This is a genomic window from Mesorhizobium sp. M0633, from assembly GCF_040320645.1.
GTDB lineage: Bacteria > Pseudomonadota > Alphaproteobacteria > Rhizobiales > Rhizobiaceae > Mesorhizobium.
Genome location: NZ_JAMYQC010000004.1, coordinates 202,917 through 216,494, shown reverse-complemented (window position 1 = coordinate 216,494; position 13,578 = coordinate 202,917). Strand labels below are relative to the sequence as shown.

Below are 13,578 nucleotides of genomic sequence, written 5' to 3'. Positions count from 1 at the left end.
CCGTTCGGCCGCCGACAGCGGCGGTCGAAGAATGTTCATTATCAGCCGATTAGGCAAGAGGCCCGGCCGGGCACCTGACCCCGCCTCAGGCGCGCGGCACCGTCTCCATCGGGAAGATCATCACGGCGCCCTTCGACCCCTTGTCGTCGGTCAGCCGCATGGCCGACCGCGTCGCCGGCGCCATGCCGATATCGGCCAGCATGTCGGCGAAGCTTGGCTGTCCCAGTCCGCGCGTTACCGAGACAACCCCCTCTTGCGCCAGGAAACTCAGATCCTGCTTCTCGCTCTGCGGCGGTGCTTCGGTCAAGACGGCGATCATCCGCTCCATGCCGAAGCTGGTGTCGGTGAATTTGAACAGGCCTTCCTCGAGCACGGCGCCTTCGGTCAGGCGCTCGGCAAGAAAATGCTGGATGGAATAGTCGGAGCCGACATAGAGCACGTTGATGTCGACCAGGTTGGTCGAACCGTTCCTGGCCAGCACGTGGACCTGATCGTCGGGCGAAACACGCGGCACCGTCGACGGTTCGATCGGCTGCAGCGTGTCGCTGTCAAAACGCTTGATCCGGAACTCGACGCTGACCTCTTCCGGCCGATAGTCGGAAGCGGCGGCCAGCCTCGACAGTCCGACGGCGCGGAAGATTTTCGTCAGATTCCCTGCGGCCGCCTCGATCAACTTTTCGCGGCCGTCCGGATGAATGACGATCAGCGGCGGCTTGCTGCCATCCTTGAGCGTCATGTCGCCCGAAGCCGGCAGGAACCACAGCGCCGGCGTGTCGGTGGCATCTTCTGCGGCGCCGGCAATGGCGTTCTCGCGCAGCACTGCGAGACGCAGATCTGCGCTCTTGCCCGGCTCGACCAGCGCGATGTGGAACCCTGAGCTCTCCCTGGCCGCCAGATCGTCGAGAACCGAGTTCGCCAGCGCGGCCTCTTTCTCGAGGCCTTTGGCCGCTGCCGGCCGCGCGACCACGAGCTTGTAGTCGACGGCGAGCTCGGCCAGCCGCGCATAGGCATTGGCGGGGATGTCGGCCAGCTTGAGTGCCGGCTTGCCGCCGAACTCGACCGGCTTGACCCGGCTTTCCAGGTTTTTCGCCGACTGCACCTGGAGATAGCCAAGCGCCTCGGACAGCGGCGACAGCGCCGACGGCAATATTGCGAGGCTGCTGCCGGGGGTGAGGCGATGCAGCAACCCGGCGCCGATCGTGGCTTTGTCGTTCTCGATGACGATTGGCCATTGCATGACCGCCTCGGTCTTGTCGGTGCCGAAGACGCGTGCGTCGAGTTCTCCCTCGAACAGCGGCGTTGGCCGGGTGCGGCCGTCCGCCGAATATTGCTGCAGCACGGCCTGGCCGAGCTGGCGATAGGTGATGTTGGGGCTCTCGGCCAGTTTCGACAGGATGGTGAAGGTGAACAGCCCGAAACGCGGTGCATCGGCCGTGCCCTTGGGCAGCGGCATCTCGGGCGTCGTCTCCACCGTCTGCGCCGCGTAGAAGGCGACCAATTTGCCCTTGGTGGTAGCCTCGGCGCCGGTCGGCGTCAGCTTGAAGGCCGGCTTGCGCTGCCCGTCCTCGTCAAAGCCGCGCGGCGCGGCCGACGCAATCTCGTCATAGGCTCTCACCGCAGCCGCCCTGGCAGCGTCGTCGCCGCCGACCAGATCGGCGAACTCGACCTTGCGTTCCAGCTCGTCGTCGACCTCGGCGGCGCGCGTCGCCGTGCCGGAATGGCAGCAGTCGAACACGGCCCAGATAAAGGCGCCCTTGTCGCGGATAGCGTCGAGCGCGGTGCCGATCTCGTTGTCGACCAGCGCATTGGGCACGCCCTTTTCGCGGTTGACCCATTTGTCGATGTCGGACGGCAAGAAAATCTCGTCGAGGCCGTCCGTCTCGTCGCCCTTGTTCGCTGCCGGCTGCTGCGCGCCGTGACCGGACAAATGCAGGTAGACGAAATCGTCGCGCTGGACCTTGGCGGCAAGATCGGCCAACGCCGCCTTGATCGCCGCATGTGTCGGCGGTCCGTTGGCGCCTTCGACATCCTTGGCGAGCAGCGTGACGTTTTCGGCCAGGAATTTTACCGGCGCGGGCGTGTTCCCCAGGAGGTAATCGCGCACCAGGCCGGCATCGTTTTTCGGTCCGATCAGCCAGTTTTTCTTCGGCAGGTTCGGGTAATCGGTGCAGGCAACAAGCAGCGCATGGTAGGTGCGCGCCGCTGCGAATGCCCGAAACGGCACCAGGCCGGCAGCGGCCAGCGCGGACGTGCCGGCAAGCAGCGTCCGCCGCGTCACTTTGATCATGATTGCTTCCCCAAGCCCGATCGAATTTCCAAGCACGGCCAGCCTGGCCGAGGATTTTGTCAGTATTTTGAATATGGCGCCGCCGGCCAGCCGACCACCGGCTGCGAATAGAAACAGTAGCAAAAATGGCAGTTCGTCGCTATCTCAGTGGAAGAGGTCCGACTGCTTGCGAAATGGCAGCGATCGGCACGGAGCGGCTTGGAACAGGATCATGGCGGCAAGGGATGTACTGACGAAGAACCAGCTTTGCGTTCTCGAGAAGCTCGAGGCCGCCAGCGGCCCGCTCAGCGCCTATACGTTGCTCGACCAACTGCGCGAGCGCGGTTTTCGCGCGCCGCTGCAGGTCTACCGGGCGCTCGACACGCTGGTGAAATCCGGCTTCGTGCACAGGCTCGAAAGCCTCAATTCCTTCGTCGCCTGTGCCGAGCCGCACGACCACAGCCATTCGATGACGGCGTTTGCCATCTGCGACACCTGCGGCCAGGTGACCGAGTTCTCCGACCACGATGTCGGACACCGGCTCGACGAATGGGTGCGTTCGACCGGCTTCGCCGCCAAGAAGGCGGTGATCGAGTTTCGTGGGACATGTGCGAAGTGTTTGGCTGAAGCGGCTTAGCAAGCCCGAAGGCAACACTTCGAAGGCGGCGGGGCAGTATTCACGCCTCGCTGGTGGGCTCACGATGGTTCCTATGGTTTGGCGATAGCCTCCATGAGGCGGAAGCCGCCAGTCAACAAACGACCCGTTGCAGACATTCGGCTATGAAAGTGCAGTCCAAACTACCCTCTCAAGATCGGGAGAGTAGCGTGCGATGATAGCCTGTTGATCATTTTCCTGCGTCAGAATTATCTGCTTCCCAGTAGCGTCACCGAGCAATCGCATAAAGCGGTCAAGGTGCTCAACCTCGGTTTTTCCGCTGACTTGCCTTGGATCGAAGTCGAACTCAATTTCGATAACGGTGAAGAAGTGACATGCAAGCTGAATTGGCCCGACGTAAAAAGACAGTAAGCTGCCTGTTTCGCTTTCCAGGGCCGCTTCGACGCCCAATGGCATCGACTCGATCTTGCCGGAGACACTGAAACTAGCAGGCGGGGTCCATTCCAGGAGGATGTTCCAGACGCCCTGCCAATCTGCCTCAGACGTGTTCAGAACGTAGATGTCTCGCCATGAGCCGTCCCAAGCGAAATCCGATGCTATCTGTTCCCAATTCATGCATGAACCATTCTTGATGACTGCGGTTCTAGCATGACATACGCCATGAGTGCTTTCCACAAATCCCAAGTCCGCTTTCCACCTAGTTTACGGCCTAGCCAACCGGCTTCTTTGAGGTATGCCGGATGTGCAGGATTTCGATTGCATCGGAACGGGCACGATAGAAAACCTTGTAGGGGTAGCGACCTATGAAGAGAACGCGAACGCCAGGAATATCGGTCGCGTGGCCACTTTCTGGAAATTCGGCAAGTCGCGAAATCCCAGCTTGGATCCGAGAAACAACTGAAAGGGCGCCCTGGGGCGCCCGCTCGTCGAGGTAGTTGAAAATCGCCTCGCGTTCGGCAAAGGCCTGCCGCGTAAATCGGACCTTCATAGTCTGCGGCGGGTGTCTGCCGCGCGAACCGTATCCTCATCTACGAAAGTGCCGTGGTCGGCTTCTGCGAGTCCCGTTGTGATGGCGCTGCGCTCTGATTCCGACGTGGCATACACTCCGGTTCGGCGCGCCTCGATGACGCGGGCATAGTCGGCAAGCTCCTCCTGGTCTTCGCGAGGCCAAGCTTCCGCGTGCTTTACCAGGTTCTCGAGTGTCTTCGTGATCATGGGGGCAGTATACCACACCGCTGCTTTTCGTGAACCTTGAGAAAAGATGGCTCAACGGGCGCGTAGGCTGATGAAGGTAGGCCACATCAGAATATTGGGGCTCCTCAACAGGAAGTCGATATCCGTCCCCGCCCTAATGCGCCTCTTCCCAGTTGTTGGCGGCGCGGGCGTCGACGTGCAGCGGCACCGACATCGACACCGCCGGCATGGCCGCGTTCTCCATGACGTGGCACACGACCGGGATCGTCGCCTCGACCTCGGCTTCGATGGTCTCGAAGACCAGCTCGTCATGCACCTGCAGCAGCATGCGGGCGGAAAGCCTGGCTTTTTCCAGGGCATCGTCCATACGGATCATGGCGCGGCGGATGATGTCGGCCGCGGTGCCCTGCAGGCGGGCGTTGATCGAGGCGCGCTCGTTGAAGGCACGGACCGAAGGATTTGACGATCTGATTTCCGGATAGTGGATGCGGCGGCCGAAAATGGTCTCGACGAAGCCGTGCTCGCGGGCATAGGCCTTGGTCGCATCGATATAGTCGCGGATGCCGGGGAAGCGCTCGAAATATTTCTTGATGTAGTCGCCGGCTTCCTCGCGCGCGATCGACAGCTGGTTGGCGAGGCCAAAGGCCGAAATGCCGTAGATGATGCCGAAATTGATCGCCTTGGCACGGCGGCGCACTTCCGAAGGCATGCCCTCGACCGGCACGTTGAACATTTCGGACGCGGTGATGGCGTGGATGTCGGCGCCGTCGGCGAAGGCCTGCTTGAGCTGCGGGATTTCGGCGACGTGGGCCAGCACGCGCAATTCGATCTGGCTGTAGTCGGCGGAAACCAGCTTGTTGCCCTTGTCGGCAATGAAGGCCGTCCTGATCTTTCGCCCCTCGACGGTGCGTACCGGAATGTTCTGCAGATTGGGATCCGAGGACGACAGCCGTCCGGTCGTCGTCGCGGCAAGCGCGTAGGAGGTGTGGACGCGCTTGGTGTCGGGATGGATGAAGCCGGGCAGCGCATCGGTATAGGTCGATTTCAGCTTGGTCAGCTGGCGCCAGTCGACGATCTTACGCGGCAATTCGTGGCCTTCGGCGGCGAGGTCTTCGAGAAGCTGCGCCGAGGTCGACCACTGGCCGGTCTTGGTTTTTGAACCGCCGGGCAGACCCATCCTGCCGAACAGGATGTCGCCGAGCTGTTTTGGCGAGCCGATGTTGATGCGTTCGCCGACCAGCTGGTAGATCTCGTCCTCGAGCCGTGCGGCACCCTGTGCCAGTTCGCCGGAGAGCCGCGACAGGATCTGCCGGTCGACGGAGATGCCGCGCTGCTCCATCCGTGCCAGGACCGGCACCAGCGGCCGTTCCAGCCGTTCATAGACCGAGACCAGGCCCTTGGCGGCAAGCCGTGGCTTCAGCACCTGCCAGAGCCTGAGCGCGACGTCGGCGTGCTCGGCCCCGTAAGCCGTCGCCTTGCCGAGGTCGGCCTGATCGAGGCCGACGAAGCTTCTTCCCGAACCGGCCAGTTCCTTCAGCGGAATGGTCGCGTGGCCGAGCCATTTATCGGCCAGCGCCTCCAGGCCATGGCCACCATGAGTGCCGGCCTCAAGCACGTAGGAGATCAGCATGGTGTCGTCATAGGGGCCGATCTCGATGCCGTGACGGCTCATGACGACAAGGCGGTATTTCATGTCGTGCACGATCTTGAGGACGGATTTGTCCTCGAGCAGCGGCTTGAGCAACGCCAGCGCGTCGCGGATCGGGATCTGGTTTTCGACCGCGCCGCCGCCGAGCAGGTCGCCATTGCCGTTTTTGTGGGCAAGCGGCACGTAGGCGGCGTGGCCGGGCGCGACGGCCATGGCAAGGCCGATCAGTTCGGCCCGCATCGGATCGGGCGAGGAGGTCTTAACGTCGAAGGCGACGATGCCTCTCTCCATCGCCTCGGCGATCCAGACCTTCAGCGTCGCGGCGTCGCGGATGCAGGCGTAGGCGCTGGTGTCGATCTTGCGGGCGGTGGCAGCCTCCAGGCGAAGCGCCGAAAGCAGGGATGGGGTGTCGCCTTGCTTGGCTGCGGCCGGGGCTTCGAGTGCCGCTTTGTCCGACGGCGGTGCGCTCTCGGCGGCCGCGGGCGCGCCAAAACCCATATCGGGGCCATGCGCGGTATCGGCACGCTCTATGGTGACGGGGGTGGCTGGAACGTCGCCCGCGTCGGTTCCGGTCGCTTCGGCCACGCGGCGGGTCAGCGTCGAGAATTCCATGGTCTTGAGAAAGCCGATCAGCCTTGGGCCGTCCGGCGCGTGCAACACGAACTCGTCGAGCCCTTCGGTCACCGGCACGTCGTTCTTCAGCGTCACCAGGTCACGCGAGATGCGCGCCTTGTCGGCATTGGCGATGATCGATTCGCGCCGCTTGTCCTGCTTGATCTCGCCGGCGCGGGCGAGCAGCGTGTCGAGGTCGCCGAACTGTTCGAGCAATTGCGCCGCCGTCTTCGGCCCGATGCCGGGCACGCCCGGCACATTGTCGACCGAATCGCCGGTCAGCGCCTGCAGGTCGATCATTTTCTGTGGCGGCACGCCCCATTTCTCGATCACCTCGGGAACGCCGATCTGGCGGTCCTTCATCGGGTCGTACATGGCAACCGTTGGGCCGACCAGTTGCATCAAGTCCTTGTCGGAAGAGATGATGGTGGTGTCGGCGCTGGCTTCGCAGGCAAGCCGGCAATAGGTGGCGATCAAATCGTCGGCCTCGTAGCCTTCCGTCTCAAGGCATGGCAGGTTGAAGGCCCTGGTCGCCTGGCGGATCAGGCCGAATTGCGGGATCAAATCTTCCGGCGGCGCCGAGCGGTTGGCCTTGTATTCGGGGTAGAGGTCGTTGCGGAAGGTCTTCGACGAATAGTCGAAAATCACGGCGAAATGCGTCGGCACGATGCCGACATCGGTGTTGCGGGCGTCCTGCGTCAGCTTCCAGACCATGTTGCAGAAGCCGAGCACGGCACTGGTCGGCAGCCCGTCGGACTTGCGGGACAGCGGCGGGAGCGCGTGATAGGCACGGAAGATGTAACCGGAGCCGTCGACAAGGAAGAGATGATCGCCTTTTTTCATGGCACGAGGGATAGCGCGGCGCAGCGCCGCGGTCCATGCCAAAGGCGGCTTCCGCCAAGGGTTCCGGCAACACCCTGACAAATGGCGTGCGAGCTTGGCCGGCCCTGCCGGCGTGGCCGGAGCTTTGTTCGCTCACGCCTATGTTACAAAAGTGTAATTTTTGTGCCCTTGAATCGCCACGTTCGCAGACACAGATAAACGCCATCGGCAGTTTTCGCCGAAGTCCGGAGCAAGGCCCGTCCCCCGCCTATCCCGGACACTTGCGGCAGCCTATCCCCCCTCTCCGGGCTGCCGCATCGTTTCGAGTAAGGCCGCCGTGGTTCCCCCTCCACCACGGCGGCATTTTTTTGCCTTTCGATAAGATCCTGCCTTGTGGCCTAACGGTCGCGGGCTTTCCGTTTCGCCGTATGGGCTCTAGATTCGCCGCCAGAATCGAAAGGCCCCGCCAGATGTCCGCAGTTTCCCCTGTTCTCGACCGCCTAGACAAGAACTTCGACCAGAGCCTGGAACGCCTGTTCGGCCTGCTCGGCATCAAGTCGATCTCCACCGATCCGGACTATGCCGCCGACTGCCGCAAGGCCGCCGAATGGCTGGTCGCCGAGCTCAAGCTGATCGGCTTCGACGCCAGCGTGCGCGACACGCCGGGGCATCCGATGGTGGTCGCGCATCACGATGGGCCGGCGGGCGCGCCGCATCTGCTGTTTTACGGCCATTACGACGTCCAGCCGGTCGATCCGATCGAGCTGTGGGAAAGCGACCCGTTCGCGCCGGCGGTCAGGGAGATCGAGCCCGGCCACAAGGTGATCACCGGACGCGGCGCGGCCGACGACAAGGGCCAGCTGATGACCTTCGTCGAGGCCTGCCGCGCCTGGAAGCAGGTGCATGGCGGATTGCCGTGCCGAATCACAATCCTGTTCGAGGGCGAGGAGGAGTCCGGATCGCCGTCGCTGAAACCGTTTCTCGAGGCGAACGCGGATGAGCTCAGGGCCGATTTCGCGCTGGTCTGCGACACCGGCATGTGGGACCGCGATACGCCGTCGATCTGCGTCTCGCTGCGCGGGTTGGTCGGCGAGGAGATCACGGTGACTGCCGCAGACCGCGACCTGCATTCCGGGCTCTATGGCGGTGCGGCCGCCAATCCGATCCGCATCCTGGCAAAGATCCTGGCCGACATCCACGATGCGGATGGTCACGTCACCATTCCAGGTTTTTATGACGGCGTCGAGGAAACGCCGTCGCAGATATTGCAGTCGTGGCTGTCGCTCGGCGAGACGGCCGATACCTTCCTCGGCCCGATTGGCCTGTCGATTCCGTCCGGCGAAAAGGGCCGCTCGGTGCTCGAGCTGACCTGGGCGCGACCGACGGCCGAGTTCAACGGCATTATCGGCGGCTATACCGGCAAGGGCTTCAAGACGGTGATCGCCGCGCAAGCCTCGGCAAAAGTCTCCTTCCGCCTGGTCCACAAACAGGATCCGGCAAAAATCCGCGCCGCCTTCCAGGCATTCGCCAGGGAGCGCGTTCCGGCCGACTGCTCGGTCGAATTTCATCCGCATGGCGGCTCGCCGGCGATCCAGCTTTCCTACGACTCGCCCTTCCTCGCCAAGGCCAAGCAGGCGCTGTCCGACGAATGGCCGAAGCCGGCGGTGGTGACCGGCAGCGGCGGCTCGATCCCGGTGGTCGGCGATTTCCAGACCTATCTCGGCATGGAATCGCTGCTGGTCGGTTTCGGTCTCGACGACGACCGCATCCACTCGCCGAACGAGAAGTACGAGATGAGTTCCTTCCACAAGGGCCAGCGCTCCTGGGCGCGCATTCTAGAGGCGCTGACACGCTGAAATTGCGCCAGACTCAAGTTTTTGTTGATTTTTCGCCGGATCGCGGCAAGGACGGGCACGGTCCGTCGCGCATCGCTGCACGGGGCCGCGACCGGAGAAGACGATGAGCGACATACGTTTCCACAAAAACGATCTGCCCGGCCTGCTGCATTACGATGTCGGGGCGGTCGCCATCGACACCGAGACGCTGGGGCTGAACCCGCATCGCGACCGGCTCTGCGTCGTGCAGATCTCGCCGGGCGATGGCTCGGCCGACGTCATCCAGATCGCGCCCGGCCAGAAGAAGGCGCCGAACCTCGTCAGCCTGCTGAAGAACCGCAGCATCACCAAGCTGTTCCATTACGGCCGCTTCGATCTCGCCGTGCTCTACAACGCTTTCGGCGTCATGCCGGAGCCGGTGTTCTGCACCAAGATCGCGTCGCGGCTGACGCGCACCTACACCGACCGGCACGGGCTGAAGGACATCTGCTTCGAGCTCCTCGGCGTCGGCCTGTCGAAGGCGCAGCAATCATCGGACTGGGCCGCCGAGACGCTGTCGCCCGAGCAACTCGAATATGCCGCCTCCGACGTGCTCTATTTGCACCGGCTGCGCGACGTACTGAGCGCGCGTCTGGCGCGCGACAACCGGACCAGGGAGGCCGATGCCTGCTTCCGCTTCCTGCCGACGCGTGCGAAACTCGACCTGATGGGCTGGGATGAGGAGGATATCTTCGCCCACAGCTAATGGCCTTCATGATAATTCTACTCCGGCGGCCATCTGGCGCAGTTTTCTCCGCTTCCGGTGCTCACGGACCCAAATGTCCGCTGCGCTCCGGTTCTCGAAAACCACGCCATATGTCTCGCCGGAGCGAATTCTCCTAAAGGCCATCGGCCAGGAACCGGACGCTTGTCCCTGCGTTCCGTTCGCTTCACCGGGAGAAATGAAAATGGCTGCCCGAAAATCAATCGAAACGGCACCGAGGGACGGCTCCAAGGTCACCGTCTACTGGCAGGACAGCGACGGCGTGATGAACGAGAGCATCGCGCAATACCGTTCGCTCGACCGGCTGAAGGCGGCCGGCGGCGACTGGGACGAAAGCGACGCCGGCTGGTGGGCCTATACCGACGGCCATACGCAAAGGAAGATCCAGCCGATCAGCTGGCGCCCGGCCTCCGACGATGCGGATGCCGACGACTGAGGGTTGTCGCAACCGCCGAACTGAAGTGATTATTCTGAGGCAAAGCATATTTTGTTCTTGCTTTGTGCCGGCAGCTATGCTACTAATTTCGCTATGGTGCTCATTGGCTCCAACGACCCGCCCGCCGAGGCGGGTTTTTCATTTCCGGCTTTGGCGCTGTCGCGGGCCGCAGCCATTCGGCAAGCGACTGCATACAGTTTGCTTCGATTTTTCCCGACTTAACCCGCCTTTAAACCGCCGCATCTAGTCTTCAACCCCAACGCCATAGGCATGGGGAAGACAGCACAGCGCATGGCGAACCGGAAAGACAGCCGCATCGAGCCCAGCTTCGAGGCATCGCCGGGGGCGAGATCCTCGGCCGGTTTTTCGGTAAGCGAGGAGGACCGCGTCGTGCCGAGCAACCGAAAAGCCGCTGCAAAGCGCAAATCTTCCAAGGCCAAGCCGCCGCGCGGCGGGCGCGGCAAAAGCCGGCGCGGCGTGTTCGGCGTGCTTGCCCGGCTGTTCTACTGGTGCTTCGTGCTGGCCATCTGGGGCGGCATCGCCACTGCCGGCATCGTCGTCTATTACGGCGCGAAAATGCCGGCGGCCACCACCTGGGCCATTCCCGACCGCGCCCCCAACATCAAGATCGTCTCGGTCGACGGCCAGCTGCTTGGCAATCGCGGCATGAGCGGCGGCGAGGCCGTCGGCCTGCACGAAATGTCGCCCTATATTCCCGAGGCCGTCATCGCCATCGAAGACCGCCGTTTCTATTCGCATTTCGGCATCGATCCGATCGGCCTTTCCCGGGCCATGGTGACTAATGTGCTCGGCGGGCATTTTTCGCAGGGCGGCTCGACGCTGACCCAGCAGCTGGCCAAGAACCTGTTCCTGACGCCGGACCGCACGCTGGAACGCAAGGTGCAGGAAGTGCTGCTGGCGCTGTGGCTGGAGCACAAGCATACGAAGGACCAGATCCTCGAAATGTACCTCAACCGGGTTTATTTCGGCTCTGGCGCCTATGGTGTCGAAGCGGCCTCGCGCCGCTATTTCGGCAAGAGCGCGCGCGACGTCACGCTGTCGGAGGCCGCACTCCTCGCCGGCCTGCTCAAGGCGCCGTCGCGGCTGTCGCCGGCGCGCGACCCGAAGGCGGCCGAGCAGCGCTCGCAGCTGGTGCTCGCCGCGATGCGCGACGAGGGCAAGATCAGCGCCAAGGAGCAGACAACGGCGATGAGCGCGCCGGCGACACGCGCGCCGTCCTACTGGACCGGCTCGGAAAACTACGTCGCCGATACGATCATGGAAGAACTGCCCGACCTGATCGGCGACGTGCGCCGCGATATCGTCGTCGACACGACCGTCGATCTGACGCTGCAGAAGCTCGCCGAGCAATCGATCCGCCGGCTGATCGACCAGAGCGGCAAAAAACTCAATGTCAGTCAGGGCGCGCTGGTGTCGATCGACAATTCCGGCGCGGTGCGCGCGATGGTCGGCGGTTACGACTATTCGACCAGCCAGTTCGACCGCGCCTCGGAAGCGCGCCGGCAGCCGGGCTCGGCGTTCAAGCCGTTCGTCTATATGGCGGCGCTGGAATCCGGCCGCACGCCCGACAGCGTGCGCAACGACGCGCCAATCAAGATCGGCAACTGGACGCCCGACAATTACGGCGGCAAATATTTCGGCAAGGTGACGCTGGCGACGGCGCTGGCAAAATCGCTGAACTCGGTTGCCGCGCAGCTGACCATGGAAGTCGGGCCGAACGCGGTGGTCGAGGCGGCGCACCGCATGGGCATTCAGTCCGAGCTGACGGCCAACACCTCGATCGCGCTGGGCACCTCGGAAGTGACGCCGCTGGAACTGACCTCGGCCTATGTTCCCTTCGCCAATGGCGGTTATAAGCCCGACATTCATTTCATCCGCCGGGTCACGACGAGCGACGGCAAGGTGCTCTACGAAAATAATGGCGGCGGTGCGCCGCGCGTCGTCAAGCCCGATGTCGTCGGTATGATGAACTCGATGATGACCGGCACGGTCGAGATCGGCACGGCCAGGAAGGCGGCGTTCGCCTGGCCGGCGGCCGGCAAGACCGGCACCAGCCAGAACTCGCGCGACGCCTGGTTCATCGGCTATACCGCCAATCTGACCACCGGCGTCTGGTTCGGCAACGATGACGGCAGCGCGATGAAGAAGGTCACCGGCGGCGCACTGCCGGCGCAGGCCTGGCACGAGTTCATGGTCGCCGCGCATGAGGGCGTGCCGGTGCGGCCGCTGCCCGGAACCTGGAAGTCGACGCCGCCCGACACCATCGTCCCGGACGACATACCGTCCGACACGGCGCCGCCGGCGCCGGTCGCTTCCGTTGGCCAATCGGCGCCGCCTGCGGCAGCTACCCAGTCGGCTTCGCGTCCCGTGCGTCCTGCCGAGACGGTCGATGCCGGCGGCCTGGCCATGCCGGGCGTCGACGGCACCACCGGATCGATCAAGCACCCGGTGCCGCCCGGCAATGTCGGCGGCCCGGTCAAGAAGCGGCAGACGTCGATCCTGGACATCCTGACAGGCGGCTGAACAACAGGCCCCCTCGCCACCGCTGCCGCGTTCCGCTACATCTCCCGTTTGGAGACCGCGAATGGCAGAGACCGACACCAGAAAGACCATTGTGCTGACCGGCGCCAGCCGTGGCATCGGCCACGCTACGGTCAAGCGCTTTTCACGCGAAGGCTGGCGCGTCATCACTTGCTCGCGCCAGGCCTTTGCCGAGGACTGCCCGTGGCCGGCCGGACCGGAAGACCACATCAAGGTCGATCTCGCCGACCAGGAGGATGTCGGCATCGCCATCTCGGAAATCCGCCACCGGCTCGAGGCGCATGGCGGCCAGCTGCATGCGCTGGTCAACAATGCCGGCATCTCGCCCAAGCTCAAGGACGGCAACAGCCGCATGAACTCGATCGACACGCCGATGCATGTCTGGCGCGACGTCTTCCAGGTCAATTTCTTCGCCCCGATCATGCTGGCGCGGGGCCTGTTCAAGGAGCTGGCGTCGGCCAAGGGCTCGATCGTCAACGTCACCTCGATCGCCGGCACCCGCGTGCATCCTTTCGCCGGTACCGCCTATGCGACGTCGAAGGCGGCACTCGGCTCGCTGACCCGCGAGATGGCGCATGATTTCGGCCCCCACGGCATTCGCGTCAATGCGATTGCGCCGGGCGAGATCGACACCGCGATCCTGTCGCCGGGCACCGAAAAAATCGTCGAGACCATTCCGCTGAGAAGGCTGGGCACCACGGCGGAAGTCGCCGACATCATCTTCTTCCTGTGCTCGCAGCAGGCGTCCTACGTGACCGGCTCGGAAATACACATCAATGGCGGCCAGCACGTGTAGAAGGCTTTCCAGGCGAGCGAGCCGGCAG

At 63.5% G+C, this 13,578-nt stretch carries 10 protein-coding genes; 6 read left to right on the top strand and 4 right to left on the bottom strand.

Annotated features, from left to right (window positions below):
• Positions 1-85: 85 nt before the first annotated feature.
• Positions 86-2,287 (bottom strand): caspase family protein, encoded by a 2,202-nt coding sequence (locus tag NKI47_RS06130; RefSeq protein WP_352588379.1) that lies wholly within the window; start codon positions 2,285-2,287, stop codon positions 86-88.
• A gap of 211 nt (positions 2,288-2,498) precedes the next feature.
• On the opposite strand from NKI47_RS06130, the gene NKI47_RS06125 reads away from it, so the two are divergent.
• Positions 2,499-2,903 carry a Fur family transcriptional regulator gene (locus NKI47_RS06125; RefSeq protein WP_023675234.1) on the top strand — a complete coding sequence of 135 codons (405 nt, stop codon included), beginning with the start codon at positions 2,499-2,501 and terminating at the stop codon, positions 2,901-2,903.
• Positions 2,904-3,044: 141 nt separating this feature from the next.
• Here the strand turns inward: NKI47_RS06125 and NKI47_RS06120 are convergent, their stop codons facing one another.
• The 3 genes from NKI47_RS06120 to polA form a co-directional block, all read right to left on the bottom strand.
• Positions 3,045-3,497, bottom strand: a complete 453-nt coding sequence (locus tag NKI47_RS06120; protein WP_352568251.1) for a hypothetical protein — start codon at positions 3,495-3,497, stop codon at positions 3,045-3,047.
• Between the two features lie 94 nt (positions 3,498-3,591).
• Entirely contained in the window at positions 3,592-3,870 is a 279-nt protein-coding gene (locus NKI47_RS06115) for a type II toxin-antitoxin system RelE/ParE family toxin (RefSeq protein ID WP_352577441.1), read from the bottom strand.
• A gap of 360 nt (positions 3,871-4,230) precedes the next feature.
• The gene (polA, locus tag NKI47_RS06110) at positions 4,231-7,179 is read right to left on the bottom strand and encodes a DNA polymerase I (protein ID WP_352588498.1); all 2,949 of its coding nucleotides are present in this window, start codon (positions 7,177-7,179) and stop codon (positions 4,231-4,233) included.
• A 449-nt stretch (positions 7,180-7,628) separates the two neighbouring features.
• On the opposite strand from polA, the gene NKI47_RS06105 reads away from it, so the two are divergent.
• From NKI47_RS06105 to NKI47_RS06085, 5 genes are all read left to right on the top strand, one after another.
• Positions 7,629-9,014 carry a M20/M25/M40 family metallo-hydrolase gene (locus tag NKI47_RS06105; protein WP_352588375.1) on the top strand — a complete coding sequence of 462 codons (1,386 nt, stop codon included), beginning with the start codon at positions 7,629-7,631 and terminating at the stop codon, positions 9,012-9,014.
• A gap of 103 nt (positions 9,015-9,117) precedes the next feature.
• Positions 9,118-9,738, top strand: coding sequence for a ribonuclease D (locus NKI47_RS06100; protein WP_023675237.1), 621 nt, complete (start codon positions 9,118-9,120; stop codon positions 9,736-9,738).
• Positions 9,739-9,940: 202 nt separating this feature from the next.
• Positions 9,941-10,192, top strand: coding sequence for a hypothetical protein (locus NKI47_RS06095; RefSeq protein WP_352588372.1), 252 nt, complete (start codon positions 9,941-9,943; stop codon positions 10,190-10,192).
• A gap of 291 nt (positions 10,193-10,483) precedes the next feature.
• Positions 10,484-12,736 carry a transglycosylase domain-containing protein gene (locus tag NKI47_RS06090; protein ID WP_023675239.1) on the top strand — a complete coding sequence of 751 codons (2,253 nt, stop codon included), beginning with the start codon at positions 10,484-10,486 and terminating at the stop codon, positions 12,734-12,736.
• A gap of 61 nt (positions 12,737-12,797) precedes the next feature.
• The gene (locus tag NKI47_RS06085; protein ID WP_023675240.1) at positions 12,798-13,550 is read left to right on the top strand and encodes an SDR family NAD(P)-dependent oxidoreductase; all 753 of its coding nucleotides are present in this window, start codon (positions 12,798-12,800) and stop codon (positions 13,548-13,550) included.
• Positions 13,551-13,578: the final 28 nt, after the last annotated feature.